Raw genomic sequence first — 25,138 nt, forward strand, 5'->3', positions numbered from 1 at the left:
GTGCCTCCTATACGCCAAAGCTGGCCGCGAGTGTGCCGATGAGCATGGCCCAGCCGTCCACGAGGACGAAAAGCATGATTTTGAACGGCAGTGAGATGATCAGGGGCGATAGCATCATCATGCCCATGGCCATGAGGACGCTGGCGACGACGATGTCGATGACCAGGAATGGGATGAAGATGATGAATCCGATTTGGAAGGCGGTTTTCAGCTCGCTGGTGATGAAGGCCGGTACCAGGATGCTGAAGGGGGTATCTTCCGGGGTTTGGATTTCGGGGTTGCCGGCGATGCCGACGAACAGTGCAATGTCGGATTCGCGCGTCTGGGCCAGCATGAATGAGTGGAACGGTTCGGCGGTTCGGGACAGCGCGGTTTGGGCGTTGATGTTTTCGTTGATGTAGGGCTGTAGGGCTTCTTCGTTAACGTGCTCGAGCACCGGTTGCATGATGAACAAGGTTAGGAATAGGGAGAGCCCGATCAGGATTTGGTTGGACGGCGACTGTTGCAGCCCGAGTGCCTGGCGCAGTATGGCAAAGACGATGATGATGCGGGTGAAGGAGGTCATCATCAGCAGGATGGCCGGCAGGAAGGTGAGCGCGGTCATGATCGCGAGGATCTGCAGCGTCACGGTGTATTCTTCGGAGCCGTCGGGTTGGGTGGTGACGGTCAGTGCCGGGAGGCCGGGTATGGCGGGCAGGGATCCGCCGATGACCTCGTTCGGGTTTTGTTGTTGGGGTTCTTCCGGCTCTTGCGGGCCTTCCTGCCCCATGACCGCCATGGCACCTAAGCCCAGCAATAGCATCAGCAGTAACCGGACGAGGCGTAGGGTCATTGTGTGGTGGCGTGGCATCATTGGGGTTTTCTGTCCGGCTCGGGCGCGTTATCAGGCTCAGAGGGTGTCGGCGCTGGCGTGGTGGAGCCAGGCTTTCTGTTCATCAGGGCCGTAAGCCGCTTTTTGAATTCGGTGGAAGTACCGCCGCTGGGGTCGACCACCGGCTCGTCGAATACGTGCAGGGTGGTGATTTGGTGAGCGGTTACGCCCAACAGGAGTTGCTGACCGCCAATCTCAACCACCATTAGTCGCTCGCGGGTGCCCAGGGGCATGCTGGCCACGACTTTCATGGACTGCTGGTTGTGAAAATTGCCCTGGCCAAAACGCCGCAGTAGCCAGGCCAGGGCCAGGATCAAGCCGACAATCAGCAGCAGGCTGAAGGCCACATTGAGTAGCTGCGTGGCCGCGCTTGCGCCTGTCTCGCCCATTAAAACGCTCCCATTTCAGAAAAGGCGCCTATCAACGCAACTTTTTAATCCGCTCGGACGGACTGATGACGTCGGTCATGCGGATGCCGAATTTTTCGTTCACCACGACCACTTCACCATGAGCAATCAAGGTGCCGTTCACCAGCACGTCGAGCGGCTCGCCGGCCAGGCGGTCCAGTTCGATCACGGAACCCTGGTTCAATTGCAGCAGGTTGCGAATGGAGATGGAGGTTCGCCCCACTTCCATGGCAATCGACACCGGGATATCCAGAATGACGTCCAAGTCCGGATTGGTATTGGGCTCTTCGTCTTCGCTGAGTTCGTCCAGCGACACTGGGTCCACCCCTTGCTCGGGCTTGGCGGAGGCCTTGGGCTCGGGCTCTGGTTTAGATTCGGGTTTCGGCTCGGGCTTGGACTCGGCTTCCGGCTCGACCTCGTCATCCTGCTCCATCATTGCTGCTTCCCACTCGGCCGCCATGGCGTCCTGATCTTTGTCATCATCGTGGGTATCATTTTCGTTTGCCACTGGAGCCCCCTTCGTTTGCCGTGATGTTATAGGCCGTACTATGGTCAATGAGACCATTAATTTTCAACGCCAGATTGCCACGAATCTGGCCCAGGCGGGTGCGAAACATCGGAACGCCGTTGGCGGTCACGACGTGGTATTCCGGAAAGTCCACCGGAATCACATCCCCCTCTTTCAAATTGATGATATCCCGCAGCGTAATTTCTCGGCGGACGATGTCGCACTCAAGTTCGACTTGGGCGGCGAGCACATCCTCTCGCAGCGCCTTGACCCAGCGCTCGTCCTGCTCCTCGCTGTCGCTTTGCAGCCCCGAGTCCAGCACCTCGCGGATCGGTTCAATCATGGAGTATGGGACGGTGATGTGCATATCCCCGCCACCACCATCAAGTTCCACATGAAAAGTGCTGACCACGACCACCTCGCTCGGGCTAACGATGTTGGCCAGCGAGGGGTTAACTTCTGAGTTCATATACTCGAAGGTGATGGGCATCACCGCCTTCCAGGCCTCGCCCAAGTCTACAAACACCTGGTCGAGCACCATCTGTACCACGCGCAACTCGGTGGGGGTAAATTCCCGCCCTTCGATTTTGGCATGTCGGCCGTCGCCACCGAAAAAATTATCCACGAGCTTGAAGACCAGCCGCGCGTCCAAAATAATCAGGGCGTTGCCCCGCAGCGGCCGGAATTTCACCATGTTCAGGCTGGTGGGCACGTAAAGTGTATGAACGTACTCGCCAAACTTCTGAATCTGGATGCCACCCACAGACACGTCGGCGGTCCGGCGCAACATATTGAACATGCTGATGCGGGTGTACCGGGCAAAGCGTTCATTGATCATTTCCAGCGTGGGCATGCGCCCACGAACAATCCGGTCCTGGGTGGTTAGGTCATAGGCTTTGATCGAATCGACATCGAGCTCGTCATCGGTCTCAACGTCACCCTCGTCCACACCGTGGAGAAGCGCATCGATCTCGTCTTGTGAGAGTAAGTCTTGCACGAGCGGACCCTTATGGTGTTACTGCCACTGGTATTACTGCATCACGAAACTGGTAAACAGCACTTGCTCAACGCCCGGCTGCCCAATCTCTTCCTGCAAAATGTCCTGGATGGAGCGAAGCGCATCTTGTCGCAACAGCTCCCGCCCTTCGGGCGTTTGCAAATCTTCAAACTCCTGGCCGCTCAACAGCATGATCAAGTCATTGCGAATACGCGGCATATGTCGCTCCAGTACGTCGGCCACCTTGTTGTCCCGAAACATGAGGGTGATTTCAGTCTGTAAAAAACGTTGGCGCCCACGGACATTGTAGTTGACCACCAACTTTTCATTGAGTGGATAGTATATGGCCTCCTGGCTCGCGGGCTCGGGGGGCTCTTCTTCCACAGCCGCGGGCTCACCCTCGCTGGGTTCCGGGTCCTCGGGGCCCAAAAAGTGCAGCAGCCCCATGGTGACCCCCACGGACAGCAACACCAGAAGCACCGCCAGACCAATCAGTTTGATCCGTTGATTGCGCTTCGCTTTGCGATCGACTTCCGCCTGTTCTTCTTCGGTCAGTTCCCGTTCTTCGTCTTCTTCGGCCATGCCAAAATTCCGTCGCTTTGGTGACTAATGGGGTTGGAGCAAGGGCCGTGCCAAGTAAGGCAGCACCCTTTAGGATACTTTGGCACAGGGCGGGAAGCGGAGCAAGGAAAGTAAAGAGTGTTAGAGAGGTTGCCTGGAAACGAGCATTCCATTGGGTTGAAATTAAGAAGGAAAAGCCACCGCAGTGGCTCTTCGGAGGGTAAGAAAACAACGCGCTCAATCAGGCGTAGTGGTCCACCAGGCGGTCACCGAGAATCCGCGGAGCCGACTGCACATCGCCATCGTCCTCCGCGCCGCCTTGGCGAGCACCGCCGCGCTGCCCGTCGCCCTCACCGGCCATGGACTCTCCACCGGACTGGTCCGACACATTCACGTCCACCAGGTCCAGCCCCTGTTCGGTGAACATCTCCCGCAGACGGGCGGCGCTCTGGTCCAGCGCTTCCCGAACCGCGGGCTGGGCGCTGGTAAAGGTCACGCTAATTTGGTCCTGATGGCTACTGACTCGAACTTGCACCGGCCCCAGATCGGGTGGATCCAACCGTAGTTCCGCGCTGGAAATTTTCTGGGAGGCCATCCACAAAACCCGCTGGCTCACGGCCTCTCCCCACTGCCCCTGCCCGACTGGCACTCGCACGTCGGATTGCACGGTAAACTGTCGGTCAGCCGGGGCCACCGGCTGAGCCCGGGCGCCATTTTCCAATTGCGCCAAGGCGCTGGCCGAGGTGCCGGAGGCACTCAGGTCCACGGGTTTGGCTTGTTCCCCCTGACCCCGGGCCAGGGACTGGAGTAGTAGCCCGAACTCTTCGCGGCTGCTGCGCATGCCGGTTTTGCCCGCCTCCAGCAATGCGGTCAAATCCAGTCCCTCCGTTTCGCTCGAGCCGCCGGGATTCAACAGCGTTGCGGCGCCCCCGGTTTGCTTGCCTGCACTGGGTTCGCCCCGGGCGATCGCGCTCAGTTGGGAGAGGTAAGCCGCGCCCCGCTTGCCGAGCACATCGCGGAGGTTTTGGGCGTCGGGAAACTGGGCGGCCAGCGCGGGCAAAGCGTCTAGGGGGATAGCCTCAAGCTGCTCGGCAATGGCATCCAGTGGGGCGCCATTTTCCAGGCTGCTCAACAGTTGCTGCAGTGCCTCTTCCAGTGCCGGGTCCAAGGCGCCGGCATCCACCTGCGCCTTGAGCTCCGCCAGCACGGTCTTGGCGTCCTCGGATAGTTGCGCCCATTCTTTATCCGACAAGCGTTCAAGCAGCGCTTCGGCCTCCTCCAGGGAGATTTCCTCGGCCTGTTCTTTTTCCGACACTGGGCCGGAAGGCTCGTTGGTTGATTTAGAGTCCGTGCGCCCCCGGTCAGTCGTTCTGGTGTCGGCTCTGGAGCCCACGTGGTCGTCTTTCCGGGAGTGGTTGGCATCCGACCTCGCAGTAGATTCTCTTTGGGTTGAAGGCTCTCTTTGGGCTGAAGGCTCTGACCTCCCTGGAGGCTCTCTTCGCCCGGAAGGTTCTGGCCGGTTCGAGTGCCGATCGGCCTGGGCCGCGTTCAGTGCAGTGGCGTCGCGTTCGCGAGCGGCATCAGCAGCGCGCGACCGCTGGGCTTGAGCCGCCGCGGAGGGCTGTTCCAGTAGACGGCGAAAGCTGTCATCGTTGCCGCGGGACTGCGGCTTCCCCGGCTGAGCGCTCGGGCTCAGGGACAACAGGCTGGAAATGGACGATTGAGCAGGCATGGGCAAGCACTCCGGCAAGGTTGGCGGCAACTTCTTGCCGCCAACCGGTAAACACAGTGGGAAAACCCCACGTTAACCAATGATTTACCGAAGCTTTTGCAAGGAAGGTGCCAACGCCCGAAAAAGCTCTGCAGCCGTTTACCCGGCAAAGCTTTTCAGGGTGCCCTTGAGCTTGGAAAACTCCTGCTGGATCTCCACAAGCTGCTGCTCCACGCCTTCCAGTTCACCGGCGCGACCGGCCGCTTCCATTTTTTCGCACAGGGAAGCCAGGCATTCGGCGCCAATATTGTTGCAGCTGCCTTTGAAGCTATGGGCCTGGCGGCGAACTGTATCACTATCGCGGGCCGCCAGCGCTTTTTGAATGTGGCGGATCCGCTCTTCCGAGTCGGTGAGGAAGGTGTTGATCAGTACGGGGAACTGATCGTCCATAACCTCCTGGAGGGTGGTGAGCACTTCGCGGTTCAAGTGGTTATTCGAACTCATAGTCGCGCGCCTCGTGTAAGCGGAGTTCCGCCTTTATTTAGCAGCCTTTGTCAGGCGTCACTGCTCCAGGAAAAAACGGCCTCGACTTCGTTGCCATCACCCAGGTAATGAACAGCATCGCACAGTTTTTCAACCAGCGCGAGCCCACGCCCACAGTAGGCATGGCTGTCATTGCTGAGCGCAGGCGCCCGGGCTCCGCCGGCAAAGCCGGGGCCGCTGTCTTCCACTCGCAGCCGAAGAATACCGCCTTCATCCGTGGTGCTGTGCTGCAGGTGGATACGAATTAATCCCTCACTGATCGCCGACAGCCGCTGTTGCCTTAATTCATAGTACTGCGTAAAGCCTTCGGCGCTGGATTTCAGGTCAGAGTCCAGCTGCAATATGCCGTGTTCGAGAGCGTTGGAGTAGAGCTCGGCGAGTAGGGTATAGAGATCACCGCTGTGCTGACGCAAACCGGGCACCTCCACCAGAATAGTGAGAAGCAACGGCATGGGGTCAAAATGACGAAAACTACCCGGGAGGACATCAAAGCTCATAGTCCATTCAGAGAGCGTAGAGCGGCTGCGTCGCTCGGCTTCTGCGGCCACCGCATTGACGTTTTCCGGCCGGTCCATCCGAAGTTCCACCAGGGATAGGTCGTCATCCCGGCGGCCTTCGCCGACAAAGGCCTGAACCCTCCCGAGAATTCGATCAAACAACGTGCTGTTATCCGCATCCTCCACAAACACGGCTTTTAACCGGTCCTCACCGAACATATCCCCGTCCGCATTGCGCGCCTCGTGGATACCGTCGGACCAGAGGTAAAGGCTATCACCCCAGGCGAGGTCGTAAAGCTGCATATCGTCCTTGAACCGCTGGTTGCTCAACACGCCCAAGGGCAAGTGGGTGGAGGTAATCGGCTCGGGTTCGCCGCCCGAAGCCCGGCGGATGTAGCCTGGAGGCAGCCCACCGTTCCAAACTCGAATTTGTTGGCGGCGGAAGTTGATATCCACCATGGTGGCACAGCAGAAAATTCCCACCGGAAGAATGGTTTTCAGTTTGTGGTTAATTTCCCGGAGAATGTCGCTTACGGCGAAGCCTTTGTTCACCATCCCATAGAAGGTGGAGGCCAGGGGGATCGCACCGACGGCCGCGGGCAGGCCGTGCCCGGTGAAGTCCCCCAGCAGTACCATCATGCTGCCGGAGGGCCGCATGCCCGCAACCAGAATATCGCCGTTAAACATCGCCAGGGAGGAGAGGAAGTACTTGACGTTATTGGAGTCCAGGCAGCCGCTGTGGGCGATATTGTCGAACACTTGCTTCGCCACTGTCTGCTCCTGCAGCAGGTGCTCATGATGGCGGCTGATCTGGTCCCGCTGGTCCAGGATGGTGGAGTGCATGGCCCGCATGCGGTTGAACGACTTAATTTTGGCCTGGAGGATAACCCGGTTATAGGGCTTGGAGAGGAAGTCGTCGCCGCCAGCATCGAGACATTGCACCAATGACTCGGTATCGGTCAATGACGTCAGGAAGATGATCGGGACGAGGGATTCGCCAGCCAGCGCCTTGATCCGGCGAGCGGCGCCGAAACCATCCAGGTTGGGCATAAGTGCATCGAGCAGCACCAGGTCCGGCTGCTCCTCCTCGAACACGGACACCGCCTCGCGACCGTCCCGCGCGCTGAGCACCCGGTGCCCATCCCGCGCCACGATCGTCTCCAGAATATGACGGTCGGTGTCCGAATCATCGGCGACCAGGATCGTTAACGGTGTGTCGTCGCTCATACGCAGCCTCTGCACTGTTGCCACTGGGAATCAGGGCGCAACATCCTTCTAACTCAGGGGCGAGGAGTCACCGGATATCAAACAACTGCTCAAAGTTGGAAATTGTCAGAATTTTCTTCACATCCGGGCTGCAGTTGCGGATCTCAATAGTGGCCTTGTCGCCACCAGCGTGGTCGCGCAGCAACAACAGCATACCCAGCGCGGAGCTGTCGAGATAGGAGGTTTCCTGCATATCGACCCGATAGCGCTCGGGCTTTTTCTCCAGGCCCTCGTAGGAGGCCCGGAAGTCCTGGTGAGAGCTGAAGTCGAAACGCCCCTGAATGTAGATGGTCAGGAGTGAGCCATCGGACGACAAAGTCGAAGTGATTGCCATAGCAGTTTTACGTCCTTTTTCACGCGGTAATTCTGAGCCTGGACTTTCGTTCTGGGGTTAAGGATAGCTTATAAACCCGCCTGCCGTCATGATTTTCGAGAGCGGCCCGGGCGGGTCAACCTCTGGGCCGCCAGATCGTCCACTTCGCGCTGTTGGCGCTGCTCAAAAGCGGCTTCTTCCTCCCGCTCCAGGCGGGAAATCATATCTTCCAGCGACCGACGGCGGTGGTACTTTTCCTCCCACTCCCGCCGGCAGTGCTCGCGGCTTTGCTGGACCATTGCCAGCTTTTGCTGTTGGCCATCCACGGCCTCGCCCAGACGCTGAAGAAAGCCACTATAGCTCATTAAGGCCTCGGCGCTCACCCCGCTGCGCTGGCGAGCATAATCATTCATGTATTGCTGGCGGTACTCCTGCAACTGACCCAATTGGGCCTGCTCGTGCTTGAGCGCCTCCTGTTGTTCGCCCAATTTGGCAGCGGCGGCCTGCTCTTCTCGCTCCGCCACCTGTAAGACCACTCTCATCCGTTGGGAGCGACGTTCCGCCATGGCTTAGCGCCTCCCCGGCCCGTGCTGCGCTGCCAGCGGGCCCCGCCGGTTGTTGCCCGCCGCGCCCTGGGGCGCTCTCTGGCCGGCGCCGTTTTGAGGGGAACCCTGGGGGCCCGCGCCTCCCGCCGGTTGTAGCGTTTTTTGCAGATAGGTCACACTTTCGGCGAAGTGCACAGGCTGGTTCAACCCCTGTTGAATAAACGCCCGCAAGTGCGGAAAGCGCTCAATCGCCAGGTCGGTCTCCGGGTCCGCGCCCGGTGTGTAAGCGCCAATATTGATCAAATCCCGATTCTGCTGGTACCGGGACAACAACTGCTTAAACCGCTGCATGGATTTGAGGTGAGACTCATCCACGATATTCGGCATGGCCCGGCTGATGGAGGCCTCCACATCAATGGCCGGGTATACGCCTTCCTCCGCCAGGCGGCGGGACAATACGATGTGGCCATCCAAAATCGCCCGGGCCGCGTCGGCGATCGGGTCCTGAAGGTCATCCCCTTCGGACAGTACCGTATAGAAAGCGGTAATCGACCCCTCCCCTTCGGCGGCATTGCCCGCCCGCTCCACCAACTGGGGAATTTTGGCAAACACCGAGGGCGGGTAGCCTTTGGTGGCGGGCGGTTCCCCGATGGCCAGGGAAATCTCCCGCTGAGCCTGGGCAAACCGGGTCAGGGAATCCATCAACAGAAGCACATTGCGCCCTTGGTCCCGATAGTACTCGGCGATACGACTACACAGCTGAGCCGCTCGCAGGCGCATTAGGGGGGCGTCGTCCGCCGGGGAAGCGACCACCACCGAGCGGGCCATGCCTTCTGGGCCGAGAATATGGTCAATAAACTCCTTCACCTCACGACCACGTTCCCCCACCAGGCCCACCACCACAATATCCGCCGTAGTGTATTTGGTCATCATGCCCATCAGCACACTTTTACCCACACCGCTACCGGCAAAAAGCCCCAGACGTTGGCCCCGGCCCACGGTAATCAAGGCGTTGATCGCTCGAATACCCACATCGAGCGGCTCGCTGATGGGGTGACGTTTTAGGGGGTTAATGTCGTGGGGGGCAAAGTCCAGAAAGTCCTCGCCGCGCAGCGGCCCGGCATCATCGAGGGGTTGGCCCAGCCCATTGACCACCCGACCGAGTAACCGTGGGCCCACGCGCATGCCCTGATGGCTGGACAGCGGAATCACGCGGGCGCCGGGCTGAAGGCCTTCCACCCGTTTGACCGGCATCAGATAGACGATTTCGTCGTCGAAGCCCACCACTTCCGCTTCAATACAGCGCCCGTCGCGGTTGATAACCTGGCACTGCCGACCGACAGACACGTTCAACCCGACGGCTTCTAGCGTCATCCCGACCGAACGGGTCAGCCGCCCCTCCGCCTCCGGACGGGGAGCCGGGGCCGCCTCGGTCGGACCATAGGCGCTCAGTCGGTCCAGCAGACCGGCACGGCGCGTTGGTTCTTCCCCTTCGGACTGACTCATTCGGGCCCCTCATCACTACCCTCGGGATTGCTGTCGGGGCGGCCCGGGCTCGCGTGGTCCGCCGCATCGCCCTGCGAGAGCTCGGCGGCGTTTTCTGTTCCCAGCTGTCGATTGACAAAGGCTTCGAGCTGCTGTGCCAACCGATGTTCCACCGAAAAATCAACCTGACTTTCGCGGGTTTCCACCCGGCAGCCCCCCGGCAACAATTGCTCATCAGTGTGAAACTGCCAGTCGAGCTGGTGCTCTTCGACGTAGGCTTCCACCAGAACCCGATCATCGGGATTCAAATAGATACGCAGGTGCTCGGCGCCCGCCGGCAAAGCGTCGACGGCGGCCTTGACCTGCTCGATAATGTGGGAGGAGTCTGTCAGTAGTTCCCGCTGAACCAAGCTTCGGGTCAGCACGCACACCGTTTGGAGAATCCATTGCTCCAGGGCATCTTCCTGCTCGGCGAGCGGCTCGCGCAGCGCCTGGATCATATGCTGAAAGCGCTGACGCTCCGCCACCAACTTTTGGCGCATTTCCTCCAGGCCCTTTTTTTCTCCGACGTCGTAACCTTCCGCCAACCCCTGGTCGTAACCGGCCTCATAGCCCCGCTCCCGACCCTCGGTTTCCGCCTCGTCCACTAACCGTTGCATTTCCTCCGCGCTCAGGCCGGAGCCTTCGCCTTCGTAGTCGACATCTTCAATTTTTTCGCCCTCACGCCTAGCTGCTTCCTCCATACGCTGGCGTTCCTCTCGTTGAGCGCTGGGCAAGGCACTATCCCGCTCGCCGTGAATCGGCGGCAGGACCCAGGGCTGGTAGTTCTCCAGCTCTTCGGCAGGAATGCGATTGGCGAGTTTCTTGGTACTCATGGGACCCATATTTCCAATAGGAAAGGCAGCTGCCTTGAGAGAAGCGCGGCCGGGACCCTGAGGCCCACAGCCGCTTCTTTAACAGAAGCTTACACCATTTTCTCGCCGCTGCTTCCCAACACAATTTCCCCGGCGTCGGCCATGCGTCTGGCAATGGTAAGAATTTCCTTCTGCGCGCTTTCCACTTCGGACAGGCGCACCGGTCCTTTGACTTCCAGGTCATCCCGCAGCAGTTCCGCCGCGCGCTTGGACATGTTGCTGAATATCTTTTCCTGAAGTTCGTTGTCGGCCCCTTTAAGGGCGACAATCAGTACATCGGAAGATACTTCGCGCAGTAGCATCTGAATACCGCGATCGTCCACGTCTTTGAGGTTGTCGAATACGAACATCAGGTCCTGAATCTGGTTGCCCATATCCTCGTCCAGCTCTTTGATGGCGTCCATCAAGTCGGCTTCGACGGTACCTTCCAGGTGGTTCATAATCTCCGCCGCGGTCTTGTAGCCGCCCACGGCTTTGGTCTGGGAGGAGGCGTTGCCAGTGAACTGCTTCTCCAGGATGTCATTCAACTCCTGCAAGGCGCTGGGCTGAACAGTATCGAGCGAAGCCACTCGCATCATGATGTCAATGCGCATTTTTTCGCTCAGGTAGCTGAGCACCTCGGCCGCCTGATCCGGATCCAGATAGGAGACCACAATGGCCTGAATCTGCGGGTGCTCGTTGCGGATCACATCGGCCACGGAGCGGGGCTCCATCCACTTGAGGGTGTCCAGGCCGGTGGTATTGCCCCCGAGCAAAATACGGTCGATCAAGCCGCTGGCCTTGTCCTCGCCCAGGGCGGTGACCAGCATGTTGCGAATATAAGCGTCGGAATCGGTCCCGAGCCCGGTCAGGGTCCGAACCTCGTCCAGAAAGTTGGACAGTACGGCTTGCACTTCGCTCTGCTGCACGTTTTTCATTTGCGCCATGGCGCCACCAATGCGCTGAACTTCCTTGGGGCCCATGTGCCGCAGCACCTCGGCCGCATCCGCCTCACCGAGCGACATCAATAGCACGGCGGCCTGATCCACATGATTGAGTTTGGAAGTGGGTTTGGCCGCTGCTGTATTGTCCCCTGCGGGCGCTTTTTTACCCGCTGCGGGCGTTTTCTCTGCCACGAATATCTGCCTCAGTCGTCTCGATTAATCCAGCTTTTGACCACCTGGGCGACTCGGCCCGGGTCATCCGCGACCAATCCTTTCACCGCATTGAGTTGTTGCTCGTAGCCTTCTTGCGGCCCGGGGAGTCCCAGAGCGCCGCCGGTGAGGGTAACCGCCTCATCGGACAAATCATCATACCCCCCGAGTCCGGACTCTTCCAGCGCCGCAAGCTCGCGCGCTTCTTCTTCGTCGGAGGCCTTTCCACCGGTGCGGGCCAGGCTTTTAAGGACCGGGCGCAGCAAGCCGAAAATCAGCAGTAGTATGACCAACACACCGGCCCCTTGCTTAATATAGGACAGTAACCAGTCCTGCTGCCACCAGGGTACCTCGGGCACCGTGAAATCCTGCCCCTCCCGCCCCCGGAAGGGGGAGTTCAATACATTGACGCTGTCGCCCCGGGCCGCGGAGTAGCCCACCGCGTCCCGGACCAGCATCTCCAGACGCTGAAGTTCGGCATCGGTCCAGGGCACTCGGGTTTCATTGCCGGCACCGTCGGCTTCCATCTTATCGTCCACAACCACCGCCACGGACAGACGGTCGACCCGGCCCTGCTGAAAGCGGGTATAGCTGACCGTACGGTCCAGCTCATAGTTGCGCGTGGCGCGCTCGCGGGTTTCCACCGGCTCGGCCTCGCCCATTGGCTCGCCGGTTTCGGGGTCAATCTGCTCGGGCGCTTCGGCATTGGTGCCCGGCGGCTGATTGGTCAGAGCACCGGGAATACCGCCGCTTTCGGAACCCGTGCGGGACTCGTTCATCAGTTGTTCGCTGCGAAGCGCGGGCACGTCGGGATTAAAGGTTTCCGCGGCCTGCTCCGTTGCGGTGAAGTCCACATTGGCGCTGACTTCCGCTTGATAATTGCCATTACCAACGACCGGCGCCAGAATGCGATTCACGCGCTGTTCAATGCCCTCTTCCACCCGCCGGGTGTATTCCCGTTGGCGATCGGCCAGGAGCAGTTCGGTATTTTCTTCCTTCGCCGACAGCAATTGGCCACGCTGGTCCACGATAGTGACATTGTCCTCATTGAGCTCGGAAATACTGGAGGAAACCAGGTTGGTAATCGCCTTTACCTGGGCGGCATCCATGGAGCGCCCCGGGTAAACATCCACAAACACCGAGGCCCGCGGCTCGCGTACATCCCGCACAAACACCGAGCGTTTGGGGATGGCCAGATGCACGCGAGCGCTACGCACGCTGTTCATGCTGGAGATGGTGCGGGCCAGTTCGCCCTCAATGGCGCGATGATACCGGGTGCTCTCCACAAACTGGCTGGTGCCGAGCGGCTGCTCCTGGTCCATAATTTCAAACCCGGTGGTGTCGTCCCGGGGAATACCGGCTTGGGCCAGTTTGATTCGAGCCATTTGCATATCATCGCTCGCCACCAACAGGCCACCGGTGCCCGGATCGATACGAAACGGAATTTGGTTCTGTTCAAGAATGGTAACCACATCGGGGGACTGGCGTGGGTCGAGGTCCGGCAACAACGGCCGGTACTCTTCGCCCTGGGTCCATAACACCACGGCAAACCCGATTGCGACGCTCGCCGCCAAGCCGACCATCAAGCCCGCCTGACGCACCAGGTTCAGATTACTGAACCCCTCGATCAGATCATTGCCGGAGCGCTTGCGCCCCCCGCTATCGTTGTCGGAAAAGTTATCGCCGGTTGCGGCGGAATCCGGTGCTGCCATGACGGTGACTCTCGTGTCGTGGTTCGGGCATTGTTGTCAGTACGTTTCTCGTTTGCACGAGGCGCCGATTAAATCGGCATGTTCATAATGTCGCGATAGGCTTCCACTAGCTTGTTACGTACTTGCAGGGTGGCTTGAAACGCGACACTGGACTTTTGCGAGGCCACCATTACATCGGTGATATCCACGTCGGGATCGCCTCTCTCATAGGCTTGTTGCAGGGCGCCGGAGGCCTTCTGGGTCTCGTTGACCTTATTCAGCGCCTGGGCCATGACATCCCCGAACTCGGGCACCTCGCGATTGCCTTCCGGTCGCAACGCATCGCCACGATTAACCTCGGACGGCGCGATGCCCTGGGGCTTCTGAAAGGCCTGGGTCTGGGCTTTGAGGGAGCGCATTTCCACCAGCAGGCGGTTGATGTCAACGCGATCGGTCATGAGTGGTCCCCTACGACAAGAATTTGGCGAATTGCCGCTTTTTCGGCATCCGGAGCATTCTCTGCACAAAATGGGCCAATTTCGAAGAAAAGCGGCAATGTCTTACCGCCATTGCTCTTGAGAAAAGCGCTGACGGCTGGCGGGGCTTATTGTAAGGAGGGGGCCGGGTGGGGGACGGCGCTCAGTCGGGCTGCATGGTTTTTCGAATCCGCTCTATCAGCGTCTCCCGACTGTAGGGTTTTACCATGAAGCTAGAGGCGCCAGCTTCCATGCTGTCCCGCACGACAGTCTTGGTATTGACGCCGGAAATCACCAACACAGGTATTCGGGCAAACGCTTCCTGGCCGCGCAGCCGACGCAACAGCTCCAGGCCGCTCATTCCCGGCATCTCTATGTCGATGAGAAGCAGCGATGGTCGAAGTTTTCTGAGGATATCCAGTGCTTGCTGGCCATTGGCGGCCATATGAGGCTCAAACCCTTCATCCCGCAAGATTCGAGCCTGCACTTTACGCTGAAAGTCGTTGTCTTCCACGACTAAAGCCGGCCCCTGAGAGCCGGGGCTCGGCCCGGCACCCGAGGAGGTTTTCGGCGCACTGACGGTTAAGTCGGGAAACAGGGGTTTACGGGTCACCTCCCGCCACTGGGTCAACCAGGGGCCCACCTTATCCGCTGCCATGGGGCGAGCAATAAAAAAACCTTGGGCCTTGTGGCAGTCGTCGCGGCGAAGAAATTCCCAGTCTTCCTCATTTTCCACGCCTTCAGCGGTAATCTCCAGGCCCAGTTCCTTCGCCAGCCCCAGGGCGGAGTCAAACATAACCCGAATAGCCCGGTTTTGCGCCGCCCCGTGGACAAAACTTCGATCCAGCTTAAACTGGTCAAACGGAATGTCCCGAACCTGCGCTAACGAGGCATGGCCCGTGCCAAAGTCATCCACCGCAAGCTTAAAGCCCTTCAGACGCAGGCGGGTCAGGTTGTCGAGCACAATCTCGGGGCGGCGCATGGGCCGGCTTTCGGTAATTTCCAGGATCAGGTCCCAGGGCTGTAGTCCCTCCTCCTCAAGCAGTTTGGTTAACCAGTCGGTAAATTCGAGTCGGTCCAGGTTGTCCATGGATAAATTGATCGACAAGGGGCACTGAATTTCCTCCGCGCGCCACCGTTTACATTGACTCACGGCCTCCCCGATGACCCAGTGGGTAAGGTCATCGATTAACCCTTCTTCCTCGGCCAGCCCGATGAACTTATCCGGCATCACCCGCCCCTTGGTCGGATGATGCCAGCGCACCAGCACTTCGAGGCTGGCGAGCTCACCGTCCCCCAGGGTCACCACTGGCTGGTATTCATTGAACAACTCGTTACGGGCTATCGCCTGGGCAATCTCATCGGTGCTGAACCGCTCGTCAGTGTGCTCAGGCACAGACTGACTTTGCTGCAGCAGCCGTTCCATCAGTTGGTCGAGTATTCGGTCATCGACGGGTTTTAGCAGATAACCCAAAACCGGGATGTGATGGGCTTCGACCAGGTTTCGCGCGGCCCGCAAAAGGCGCTCGTCTTCACCGCTCAACAGGATTAACTGGCCGGGAAACTTCAGCTCCACCAAATGCCGCACCACTTCAATGCCATCCATTTCCGGCATCTTTAAATCGAGGATAATAACGTCGGGGGGCGTTTTCAGCTTTTTCAATAATCCGACGGCTTCGACCCCACCGCCGACTTCCTTAATCATAACGTAGCCGAGCTTACGTAATTGCTGACTGATCAAACGACGAGTAAACGCTTCGTCATCCACAGTCATTATTTTGACGTTTCCTTTATTCATTCCGCCGCCTCACTCCTGCTCGGATAAATGATGTTGCACTTGCCGTAGAGCCAGTTGGACTCGCCGCCACTCGTTTTCAAAGTTGCTTAACAGCTCCCCCACCTGCGCGCTGTCAGTGCTCGTTGTTCGCCCCCAGCGCTCCAGCGCCAAGCAGCAGTCGGCCAACCCGTTTGCCCCGACCGAACGCGCGGAAGACTTCAAAGAGTGAGCGGCGTCCCCCACCCCCTGCCACTGTCGTCGTTCGGCCGCTTCACGCAACCGTAACACCAACCCTTCGGAGCTCGCACGAAAACTTTCCACAAACTCTGCCAACAGCGCTTCGTCCCCCCCGATGAGGTTCTGTAATACCCGCAAATCCAACGTATCGGAGACCGGCTCCGCCTGCGCTTCTTCCTCTGCCCAGTCAACCCCCTCGGGCTCGCTATCCGGCGGCTCTGTCCACCGGCTCAGTGACTCTCGCAGCGCTTCCAGCAATACCGGCTTAACCAGGTATTCGTTAAAACCCAAGCCTTGAGAGCGCTCTTCCTCCTCTACCGAGACATTCGCCGTCAGGGCAATAATCGGTACCGGCCTGGGTTCCTCCCGTTCGGCTTCCTCCCGGCGAATCGCGGCGGTTAACGCATAACCGTCAAAATCCGGCATATGCAAGTCGGTGAGCACCACCGCGTAATCCGCCCCCTGTTGCTGCCAATGCTCCAGCGCCTCTCGCCCATTGAGACACACATCGGCGGCGTAGCCAAGCATCTCCAGTTGGCGCTTGATAACCTGCTGGTTGGTTTCGTTATCTTCCGCGACCAAAACCAGCCGACGGGAGCTTAAGGCCTGCTCCCGCGTCACGGCCTCCCCGTTCGCTTTCCTTGGTACCGTCGCTGCCTTGTTAGCCTCCGGGGTTTCCCGCCCGAGGGCCACCAAGGCCGCGTGCAAAAACGCCGATTGTGTCAAGCTGTTGCTATCGATGCCAAAGATACCGGTACTCTCTTCACGGACTCGGCGCCGCTGGCCCCGCCCGAGCATTAACCAACGGTAATGGACCGGCCAGGTAGGCAGGGTGGCGTGCTCCAGAGTTTGGACACCTTCCTGGCTATTAAACCCGGTGTCGCGCACCAACAACCACAGTGAGTCGTCCCGGGCGGCCGACTCCGGCACCTCCTGCGGGGCATATACCTGGGCATTGCAGGCGCGCAAGTAATCCTCCCAGTCCGCTCCCTGGTACTCGGGCCAAACAACACAACGAGTACCGTTTAAGTCCGGCAGAGGATAGTCCGTGTCTTTGGTCTCTCCCAGAGGCAGTCGCAACGCCATGCGAAATTCAGTGCCCCTATGCGGCTGACTAGAGACTTTAATATCTCCACCCATCAAGTCCACCAAACTTGAACTGATGCTCAAACCCAAACCTGTGCCCCCGTATAGACGGGTAGTAGACGCATCGGCTTGAGTAAAGGGATTAAACAACCGCGCTTGCGTTTCCGGGGTCATTCCTATTCCGTTGTCAATTACGTGAAAGGCCAAGTCCACGTGAGATTCAGAATGCCCCGTCTCATATAAACGCACAGCCACCCGGCCGGGCCGATCCAGCCTCGAAGAGAACTTGATGGCGTTGTTCACCAAGTTCAGCAGGACCTGGCGAACCCGTAACTCGTCCCCCACCACCTGAGCCGGCATAGAGGGACTAACATAAAGGGTCAGCTCCACGCTATGGTTTAACGCCATGCGGTCCAAAAGGAGGCAAACACTACGCACGACCGCTGAAGGGGAGAATGGAGCTGAGGCCAAATCAAGCTTGCCAGCTTCAATTTTGGAGAAGTCCAGAATATCATCCACAATGACCAACAGCGACTGCGCCGATTCCCGAATAATATCCACCATCTCCACTTGTTCGCCCCTCAAACTGGTTTGGTGAAGTACATCCACCATACCGACGATGCCGTTAATCGGGGTGCGAACTTCATGGCTCATGGAGGCCAGAAACTGCGACTTAGTCTCACTGGCCAACTCGGCCAACTCCCGGGATGCCTCCAGCTCCCGAATGCGTTCTCGCTCCTCTTCGGCGCGATGCTTCTCTGTCACATCTTGGAAATACACCGCGAGGCCGTCGGTAGAAGGGTAAACGTTTACCGCCGACCACAGCTTCAAGGGTTCAAAATAGGCTTCGAACGACACCTTGAGACCAGTGTTCATTGCTTGGCGATAGACCCGTTCAAATTCGGTTCCCACCACCTCGGGAAAGGCCTCCCACAGGCTATGCCCCAACAACTCCTCACGCGGACGTCTCAGCAAACGCTCCGCTTCACGGTTAACATAAGTAAAGACCCACTCGAAATTGAGCGTAAAGAAGGCATCGGTAATGCTCTCCAGAGTGGTGGTCAGCCGTTCCGCCAACTGTTTGGAACGCTCTTCACTCTCTCGCCGTTCGTGCACATCGATGCCGCTGCCGTACCATTTGATGATCCGGCCTTTAGCGTCTTTTACCGGAATGGCCTGGAGCGAGTGCCATCGCCATTGCCCATCAAAGCGACGCAGACGCACTTCCAACTCCAACCGTGCCCCCTCATCCATGGCCATATCCCAGTTTAACTTGTAACGATCCTGATCTTCCTCCGCTATGGAGGCGCGCCAGAGCTCATCCAACCGCGCATCTTCGTGTTCACACCCTAGGTATTCCCCCAATAGCCGGTTACCGTAGTCTACCCGCCCCGACGGGTCGGCACTCCAAACCAAGTGCGGCATGGCATTGGCAAACTCACGAAAACGCAGAACGCCCTGACTTAAGAGCGAGGTGGCATGTTTGCGTTCGGTCAAATCCTGAACGGCCCCTTCCAGGCGCACGACTTCGTTACTGTCATTGACGATTGGCTCTCCCTGAACGCGGACCCAAACGTACCGCCCGAGCGCGGTGACCAACTGGGCCTCGAGATCCATCGGTATGTGCTCGGTAGCCGCGTGTTTGAAGGCGTCGGAAACCTGCTGTCTGAATTGAGGGGCATAAAAGCTAACGGCTTGCTCAAGCGTCAACACGGTGGCGGGCGGCAAGTCAAACAGGACACACGCTTCGTCATTGAGTGTCACTTGCTCTGAGACCATATCCGCTGACCAACCGCCCAGGCGCGCCATTTGAGTGGCGATATTCAGCAAGCGCTCGCGCTGAGTCAGCTGCTCCGACATTTGCCGCCGTTCCGTAATATCCGAAGCGAACCCGACAATTCGGACCACCTTCCCCCTGTTATTCTTTACCGGAAAGGCTCGGTCGTGTATCCAGCGACGGGTCCCCTCGGGCCGCTCGATTTCGTACTCCACCTCATAGCCGCCGGCCGCCTGTTTCGAGCATTCGCCTTTCACCCACTCACGATGTTCAGGCACAATGGCCTCAAGCCACTGGTCCGGGTGTCGGCTCAAAGAACGCCGCGCACGACCCCAAACCCGCTCGTACGCGGGAGAGACGTAGACCAGCTCCCCCGAACGCGACTCCTTCATCCAGAAGACCTCACCCACATGGTCGGCAAGCTGGCGAAACAAGACAACTTCGCCTTCAAGAGCCCGCTCCAGGCTCAACCGATCACGGTCATGGCGAGCGCTAAATAGAACCGCCGCCAAAATGACGGTGAGCAGTAGCGCCTCTCCCATAAAGCGCCACCAGGTTTCCGTGTCCCAGGCGGTGAGTCCCGAGGTGGACGACAATTCTTGAAAACGAAGACCGAGCACCAGAATGCCCAAAGACAAAATCGCCCAGCGAAAAACTGAGGCAAAGACCCGGTGACGGGCCAAGCGCTCGACTATACTTTTTGACTGTGCTTTCATTCTCGAAGAACTCACACGCTTCCATACCGGGCGATAGATTATGAATACCAGTGTAAACCAAAGTGACGAAAGCGACACTCACTACTCGGCGCCAATTTTTCGACGAGTGTGTGTGGTTTTATTGGTTTTGGTGTTTGCTTCCGATATTTTGACGCCACTTGGGTTTGCCCATGGTATTTTGTATTCAGTCGTCATCGCCCTGGCCAACTTAACGGGCGAGCGGCAATGGGTCTTTCGACTGGGCGTAGGGTCGCTGTTGCTCTGTAGTCTCGGAGTATTACTGAGCGAACTTCCCGCGGGTTTTTCGCTGAATGTTGTCATCGCCAATCGACTTCTCAGTCTGGTGGCCATCGGCATAACCATGACCCTTAGTCTGCAATGGCTTTCAACGCTCTCCAGCCTCGATGAGGCTCGCGATCACACCCTGCGGGAGCAAGAACAGCTGAGGCGCCTCCAAACCACGCTGGATATGCTCAGTGCCCAGGCCGATACCGGTTACTGGTGCTATGACCTAAACAGTCAGACCTTTCAATGGTCGGAAATTATCAGCCGCATCGTCGGTCAGCCTGCCGGCCAGCCGGTCCCCCCCGACGGCGGCTTGGAGTTTTTTCCCGAACCTGGTTACAGCCAAATACGACGGGCGTTCGAGCAATGCTTGGCAACCGGCAAGCCCTACTCGGAACAGTTGCCGATGACCACCCGGAGCGGACAAAAGCGGCTGATTAAAACCGCCGGGCGCCCCTTGTTCAACGCACAGGGGGAACAGATCGGCCTGGTTGGCACGCTTCAGGATATGACCGACCTCAGCCGCGCGAGCGAGCAGGTCGCGGAAAACGCCCGGGCGCTGCAACAACAACTGGATGCTTTACCCATTGTGGTTTGGAGTGCCCTACCTGATGGCTCTATCAACTACTTTAATCAAGCCTTGAGCGATTTTTCCGGGGTTCCAAGAGAAACCCTTTCGGTGCCGGGCGAATGGCTGACGCTCCTGCACCCGGACGACCAGGAGCGGGGCACTCAAACCTGGCTGCGATGCATCCAACGCGGAGAACCTTACGAGATTCAACTCCGTATTCGCCGCCATGACGGCCAGTACCGCTGGCATCAAATACAGGCGACACCGGTTCGGGATCTTTCGGGCACTATTAGCAAATGGTACGGCAGCGCCGTAGAAATTCCGCAGTCCGCCGTCACGGTATAGGGCTCCTTATGCCAGACCATCCACGGGAAAGCCCGCATCACGCAAACGCGCCATTTTGTAGCGCAGGGTTCGCGGGCTGATACCGAGCCGCTCCGCGGTTCGCTTTTTGCTGCCACGCTCGCTATTCAACGTATTCACAATAATTTCAAACTCACGGCGCTTTAAGTCGTTTCCCAGCACCGGAGAGGTTGGCGGCTCGGGAGGGGCTGAATTGGCGGCCGGTGCTCCCGCCTGGCTGACCGGCGCCGGCGCAAAGACTTCCGGCTCTTTGGGCGCCTCGGCGTAAGCAAAATCGGCATCCAGGGCGAGGTCCTCGGCCTGGATCAACTCCCCCGGCTGCAGAATCAGCGCCCGTTGCATGACGTTGTCCAGCTCCCGAACATTGCCCGGCCAGCGGTGCCGCGCTAGTGCCGCACGCGCCGACTCCGCCAGTTTTACCCAGCCCCGGCGCTGCTTCTGGGCGTGCTTAGCCAGCAATTGTTCGGCCATGGGCACAATGTCTTCGGTTCTCTCGCGCAGCGGCAACCACTGCAAAGGCAGCACGCTCAAACGATAATAGAGATCTTCGCGGAACTGCCCTTGGGCGACCTGCTCGCGCATGTCCCGGTTAGAGGTTGCGATGACACGAACATCCAAAGCAATGGTCTTTCGTCCCCCAAGACGCTCCACTTCTCTTTCCTGCAATACTCGCAGCAACTTCGCCTGCAAGGCCACATCCATTTCGGAAATTTCATCCAGCAGCAGGGTGCCCCCGTTGGCCTGTTCGAACTTTCCCGGGGCGCTGCTGTGCGCACCGGTGTAGGCCCCCTTCTCGTGGCCAAACAGCACGGCTTCAAGCATGTTCTCGGGAATGGCGGCACAGTTAATGGCGACAAAGGGCCGGCGGTGGCGGGGCGAATGGGTGTGAATATAGCGCGCCAACACCTCTTTGCCGGTTCCGGACTCACCCAGAATCAGCACGGTGGACTCGGACTGGGCAACGCGCTGCGCGAGCTGCAACAGGCGCTGACTTGAAGGGGCGCTGGCCACCGGCTCATCCCCCGCCTGACCGCTACCGTCGAGATGACGGGCCAGGGTTTCCACCAAAAGCTTCGGTTCAAACGGCTTGACCAAGTAATCCACCGCGCCCTGTTTGATGGCATCCACCGACTGGCTGACGCTGGCATAGGCGGTAATCAGCATCATGGGAATTTGCGGGTATTGCTGGCGCACGGTCTGCAACAACTGCTGCCCGCTGATGCCCGGCATATTCACATCCGAGACGATCATGTGGCAGTCACTGTCTTCGCTCAAGCGAGCCAGTGCCTGTTCGCCGCTGTCGGCTTCCCAGACTTCGTAATTCGCCAGCTGCAGTGTGTCGCACAACGCCTCGCGCAAAGCGGCGTCATCTTCCACAACCAAAACACGCGGTTGGCTTGGCGTTGATGCCATTTGCCGTGCTGCCTGAGCCATAACCTCTCTCCAATGGTAATCGGTTTATTCGGTAAACGGTTGCGCCAGGGGAAGCAGGAGCGTCGCCTGGGTACCCATGCCCGGCTGTGACTGAAGGTCAAACGCACCGCCGTGGGCGCGGACCACCGCCTGAACAACAGCCAGGCCGAGCCCGGTGCCCTGGGCTTTGGTGGTCACGAAAAGCTCGCGCACTTTTGGCAGTAACTCAGCATCAATGCCGGGCCCTTTGTCGGTCATCTGCACCGCCAGCCAATGCTGCCCTTTCAGTACTTCATAATTGAATGCCACCAGAATCTCGGCGCCTTGGCCTGAAGCCTGAATACTGTTGTTTGCCAGATTGAGCAGTGCCCCAATCAACGCCTCCCGGTTGCAGCGCAACCGTACTCGAGTGCAGTGGTTCAGATATTGGCAATGACTGTTTGAGGTGCTCAGCGGCACTTCAAGCGCTTCCCCCAAGCTCTGCTCCAGCTCACTAACGGTGATGTAGTCGTTCAGCGGCAGATCGCCTTTGACGAACAACAGCATGTCCTGCACCTGCCGTTCGATATGGTTCAGCCGGTTCGATAGCTTGCCGGCAAACTCCCGCCGGCGACCCTCTTCGAGTTCGCCATCTCGCAGGTGACCGGCATAGAGCATCGCAGTGGACAAAGGGGTACGAATCTGGTGAGCCAGCGCCGACATCATTTTGCCCAGCGCCGAGAGGCGTTCGTGACGGCTTAGCTCACTCTGCAGCCGGCGCGTTTCGGTCAAATCCGTCAACAGAATGATCTGGCCATCGACGCCCAGGTTGCGGGTGGCGATGCGAATGCGACGGCCGTCTTGCAAAGAAACTTCGTGTCCGTCATCACTGCGCGGCTTAAACGCCCGGGCGATGATGTCTCGCCACGGCATGCCTTCCAGGGGTTCACCGAGCAAGTCCAGGGCCACCGGGTTGCATTCCGATACCCGCCCGGAGGAGTCCAGCACCACTACCCCGCCCGGGAGAAAGTTGATTAGGTTTTCCAAACGGTTGGCGAGCTGCTCTTTTTCCGCCAGCTCCTCGCCCCGTTGGTGGCTGACCGAGGATAACTCGCGGTTCAATGACTCCACGCGGTCTTCCAACAATTCGTAAGAGCTCACCAATTGTTGGGACAAGTCACCGAAGACATCAAAGGCTTGATTCGCCCCTTCTACGGGTTCGGGCTCGAACGACGGGCGTAAACTGACGACATCGGCAAGGTCGCGTTTCTTCTTTTGTGTGAGTGTTGACGCACCCTCTGACATGGGAGCACTCCTGCGGTGTTGGGTTCGATTTTCCGGCGCGAAAGCCGTGTATGTTTTGGTTTCTGCAAGGAGGGTGCCAACCTGAAAAACCTTTGTTTTTCAGAAGGTTAATGAATCAACGCTCGATACCACAGTCAATATCCCGTCATTTTCGAGAACCGACCAGCCGTCGTCTAAAGGGTATATTCAGCGCCAAGGCGGTAGCTCGGAGGGCGACCATGCCAGCCAATCTACCTAAGAAAGGTGGTGCCCTTATGCGTAAGCTGGTACACTCCGCCCCCTCGGCGTCCCTCGGTCGGCGTCGCATGCCTTATTTGACCTCTTACGCAGGCTCTCCCAGACCGTACCCCCTAGCGGGGAGTGGTATGAGCCGCAGGAAACCTTCATGACATTTGCTGAACTCGGCCTGCGAGCCGAACTTTTGCGCGCGCTCGATGACGCGGGCTACTCCGAACCTACTCCTATTCAAGCCAAAGCCATCCCCACTGTAATGCAGGGGAAAGATTTAATGGCAGCGGCGCAAACCGGCACGGGTAAAACCGCCGGTTTCACTCTGCCTCTATTGGAAAACATGAGCCGCAAAGCGGTGGCCGGACAAAAGTTCCGTCCGGTGCGGGCGCTGATCCTGACCCCAACCCGCGAGTTGGCGGCGCAAGTACACGAGAGTGTGCGCACCTACGGCAAGCACCTACCTTTGCGCTCCACCGTGGTTTTTGGCGGGGTGAGCATCAACCCGCAAATGATGACCTTGCGCAAGGGCGTCGATATTCTGGTCGCCACCCCGGGGCGCCTGTTGGACTTGGTCCAGCAAAACGCCTTGCAGCTCGACCGGGTCGAGACGCTGATTCTGGATGAAGCCGATCGCATGCTGGACATGGGCTTCATTCACGACATTAAGAAAGTCTTGAAGCTGGTGCCCAAGCAGAAGCAGACGCTGCTGTTCTCCGCCACCTTCTCGGAAGAGATCAAGCAACTGGCGGACAAACTGCTGAACCGGCCAGAGCTGATTGAAGTGGCGCCGCGCAACACCACCGCTGAGCGCATTACCCAGCGCATCCATCCGGTGGACCGGGATCGCAAGCGTGAGCTGCTGTCTTATTTAATTGGCGATGGCGACTGGCGTCAGGTACTGGTGTTCACTCGAACCAAACACGGCGCCAACCGTTTGACCGAGCAACTCCAGAAAGACGGCATTACCGCCGCGGCCATTCATGGCAACAAAAGCCAAGGCGCCCGTACCCGCGCGTTGAGCGATTTCAAAAGCGGCAAGGTTCGCACCCTAGTGGCCACCGATATCGCCGCGCGCGGCATCGACATCGACCAGCTTCCCTACGTGGTGAACTACGAGCTGCCCAACGTGCCGGAAGATTACGTGCACCGCATTGGTCGGACCGGCCGGGCAGAACGCGAAGGTGTGGCCGTTTCGTTGGTGTGTGTGGATGAGAACAGCTTCATGCGCAACATCGAGCGGCTGATCAAAAGTCAGGTGGAAAAGGTGGTGGTCCCCGGTTTCGAGCCGGACCCAAACATTAAGCCCGAACCGATTCAACTGGGCCAAAAAAGGCCGGGGGGCCAAAACCGCCCGGCCAAGCCCAGAGGTGGCAGTGGCAACCCCAGGGCCCGCCAGAATGAGGGCGGCCGCTCGAATAGGAGCCGTCGTCAAAGACGTGCCTAAGAGGTAGCTTGCCATTGAAAAACGGCTTGCATAGAA

21 protein-coding genes are annotated in these 25,138 nt (G+C 58.7%); 2 read left to right on the forward strand and 19 right to left on the reverse strand.

Annotated features, from left to right (window positions below; translation table 11 throughout):
- Nucleotides 1-7: 7 nt before the first annotated feature.
- From fliP to AAE514_RS04195, 17 genes are all read right to left on the reverse strand, one after another.
- Nucleotides 8-832 carry a flagellar type III secretion system pore protein FliP gene (gene fliP, locus AAE514_RS04115; RefSeq protein ID WP_347330241.1) on the reverse strand — a complete coding sequence of 275 codons (825 nt, stop codon included), beginning with the start codon at nucleotides 830-832 and terminating at the stop codon, nucleotides 8-10.
- 17 nt (nucleotides 833-849) lie between these two features.
- Nucleotides 850-1,260, reverse strand: a complete 411-nt coding sequence (gene fliO, locus AAE514_RS04120) for a flagellar biosynthetic protein FliO (protein WP_347330242.1) — start codon at nucleotides 1,258-1,260, stop codon at nucleotides 850-852.
- Nucleotides 1,261-1,291: 31 nt separating this feature from the next.
- Nucleotides 1,292-1,786, reverse strand: coding sequence for a flagellar motor switch protein FliN (gene fliN, locus AAE514_RS04125; protein ID WP_430623875.1), 495 nt, complete (start codon nucleotides 1,784-1,786; stop codon nucleotides 1,292-1,294).
- Nucleotides 1,770-2,783: a flagellar motor switch protein FliM gene (gene fliM / locus AAE514_RS04130; RefSeq protein WP_347330243.1), complete on the reverse strand. Its 1,014-nt coding sequence runs from the start codon at nucleotides 2,781-2,783 to the stop codon at nucleotides 1,770-1,772. The genes fliN and fliM overlap by 17 nt, the downstream gene beginning before the upstream one ends.
- A gap of 33 nt (nucleotides 2,784-2,816) precedes the next feature.
- On the reverse strand, nucleotides 2,817-3,365 hold the full coding sequence (locus AAE514_RS04135; protein WP_347330244.1) for a flagellar basal body-associated FliL family protein: 549 nt from the start codon (nucleotides 3,363-3,365) through the stop codon (nucleotides 2,817-2,819).
- Between the two features lie 220 nt (nucleotides 3,366-3,585).
- Entirely contained in the window at nucleotides 3,586-5,076 is a 1,491-nt protein-coding gene (locus AAE514_RS04140) for a flagellar hook-length control protein FliK (RefSeq protein WP_347330245.1), read from the reverse strand.
- A gap of 138 nt (nucleotides 5,077-5,214) precedes the next feature.
- Nucleotides 5,215-5,559, reverse strand: coding sequence for an Hpt domain-containing protein (locus tag AAE514_RS04145; RefSeq protein ID WP_347330246.1), 345 nt, complete (start codon nucleotides 5,557-5,559; stop codon nucleotides 5,215-5,217).
- A gap of 50 nt (nucleotides 5,560-5,609) precedes the next feature.
- Nucleotides 5,610-7,322 (reverse strand): ATP-binding SpoIIE family protein phosphatase, encoded by a 1,713-nt coding sequence (locus AAE514_RS04150; RefSeq protein ID WP_347330247.1) that lies wholly within the window; start codon nucleotides 7,320-7,322, stop codon nucleotides 5,610-5,612.
- 67 nt (nucleotides 7,323-7,389) lie between these two features.
- A complete protein-coding gene (locus tag AAE514_RS04155; protein WP_347330248.1) occupies nucleotides 7,390-7,695 on the reverse strand; it encodes an STAS domain-containing protein in 306 nt (101 codons plus the stop codon).
- An 86-nt stretch (nucleotides 7,696-7,781) separates the two neighbouring features.
- Nucleotides 7,782-8,240 (reverse strand): flagellar export protein FliJ, encoded by a 459-nt coding sequence (gene fliJ / locus AAE514_RS04160; protein ID WP_347330249.1) that lies wholly within the window; start codon nucleotides 8,238-8,240, stop codon nucleotides 7,782-7,784.
- Nucleotides 8,241-8,243: 3 nt separating this feature from the next.
- A complete protein-coding gene (gene fliI / locus AAE514_RS04165) occupies nucleotides 8,244-9,725 on the reverse strand; it encodes a flagellar protein export ATPase FliI (protein WP_347330250.1) in 1,482 nt (493 codons plus the stop codon).
- Complete coding sequence (locus AAE514_RS04170; RefSeq protein ID WP_347330251.1) at nucleotides 9,722-10,579, reverse strand: flagellar assembly protein FliH; 858 nt, start codon at nucleotides 10,577-10,579, stop codon at nucleotides 9,722-9,724. The genes fliI and AAE514_RS04170 overlap by 4 nt, the downstream gene beginning before the upstream one ends.
- 89 nt (nucleotides 10,580-10,668) lie before the next feature.
- Nucleotides 10,669-11,733, reverse strand: coding sequence for a flagellar motor switch protein FliG (fliG, locus tag AAE514_RS04175; protein ID WP_347330252.1), 1,065 nt, complete (start codon nucleotides 11,731-11,733; stop codon nucleotides 10,669-10,671).
- Between the two features lie 11 nt (nucleotides 11,734-11,744).
- Nucleotides 11,745-13,463 carry a flagellar basal-body MS-ring/collar protein FliF gene (gene fliF / locus AAE514_RS04180; protein ID WP_347330253.1) on the reverse strand — a complete coding sequence of 573 codons (1,719 nt, stop codon included), beginning with the start codon at nucleotides 13,461-13,463 and terminating at the stop codon, nucleotides 11,745-11,747.
- A gap of 68 nt (nucleotides 13,464-13,531) precedes the next feature.
- On the reverse strand, nucleotides 13,532-13,900 hold the full coding sequence (gene fliE, locus AAE514_RS04185) for a flagellar hook-basal body complex protein FliE (protein WP_347330254.1): 369 nt from the start codon (nucleotides 13,898-13,900) through the stop codon (nucleotides 13,532-13,534).
- A 181-nt stretch (nucleotides 13,901-14,081) separates the two neighbouring features.
- Nucleotides 14,082-15,716 (reverse strand): EAL domain-containing protein, encoded by a 1,635-nt coding sequence (locus AAE514_RS04190; RefSeq protein ID WP_347330255.1) that lies wholly within the window; start codon nucleotides 15,714-15,716, stop codon nucleotides 14,082-14,084.
- Nucleotides 15,717-15,725: 9 nt separating this feature from the next.
- Nucleotides 15,726-19,511: a PAS domain S-box protein gene (locus AAE514_RS04195; protein WP_347330256.1), complete on the reverse strand. Its 3,786-nt coding sequence runs from the start codon at nucleotides 19,509-19,511 to the stop codon at nucleotides 15,726-15,728.
- A 40-nt stretch (nucleotides 19,512-19,551) separates the two neighbouring features.
- On the opposite strand from AAE514_RS04195, the gene AAE514_RS04200 reads away from it, so the two are divergent.
- Nucleotides 19,552-20,712 (forward strand): PAS domain-containing protein, encoded by a 1,161-nt coding sequence (locus tag AAE514_RS04200; protein WP_347330257.1) that lies wholly within the window; start codon nucleotides 19,552-19,554, stop codon nucleotides 20,710-20,712.
- A gap of 6 nt (nucleotides 20,713-20,718) precedes the next feature.
- On the opposite strand, the gene AAE514_RS04205 is transcribed toward AAE514_RS04200, so the two are convergent.
- A complete protein-coding gene (locus AAE514_RS04205) occupies nucleotides 20,719-22,164 on the reverse strand; it encodes a sigma-54-dependent transcriptional regulator (RefSeq protein WP_347330258.1) in 1,446 nt (481 codons plus the stop codon).
- Nucleotides 22,165-22,188: 24 nt separating this feature from the next.
- A complete protein-coding gene (locus AAE514_RS04210) occupies nucleotides 22,189-23,427 on the reverse strand; it encodes a sensor histidine kinase (RefSeq protein ID WP_347330259.1) in 1,239 nt (412 codons plus the stop codon).
- A 385-nt stretch (nucleotides 23,428-23,812) separates the two neighbouring features.
- Between AAE514_RS04210 and AAE514_RS04215 the strand changes: the two genes are divergently transcribed.
- Entirely contained in the window at nucleotides 23,813-25,102 is a 1,290-nt protein-coding gene (locus AAE514_RS04215; RefSeq protein WP_347330260.1) for a DEAD/DEAH box helicase, read from the forward strand.
- The last annotated feature ends 36 nt before the right edge of the window (nucleotides 25,103-25,138 follow it).

The organism is Marinimicrobium locisalis, from assembly GCF_039822625.1.
Lineage (GTDB): Bacteria > Pseudomonadota > Gammaproteobacteria > Pseudomonadales > Cellvibrionaceae > Marinimicrobium > Marinimicrobium locisalis.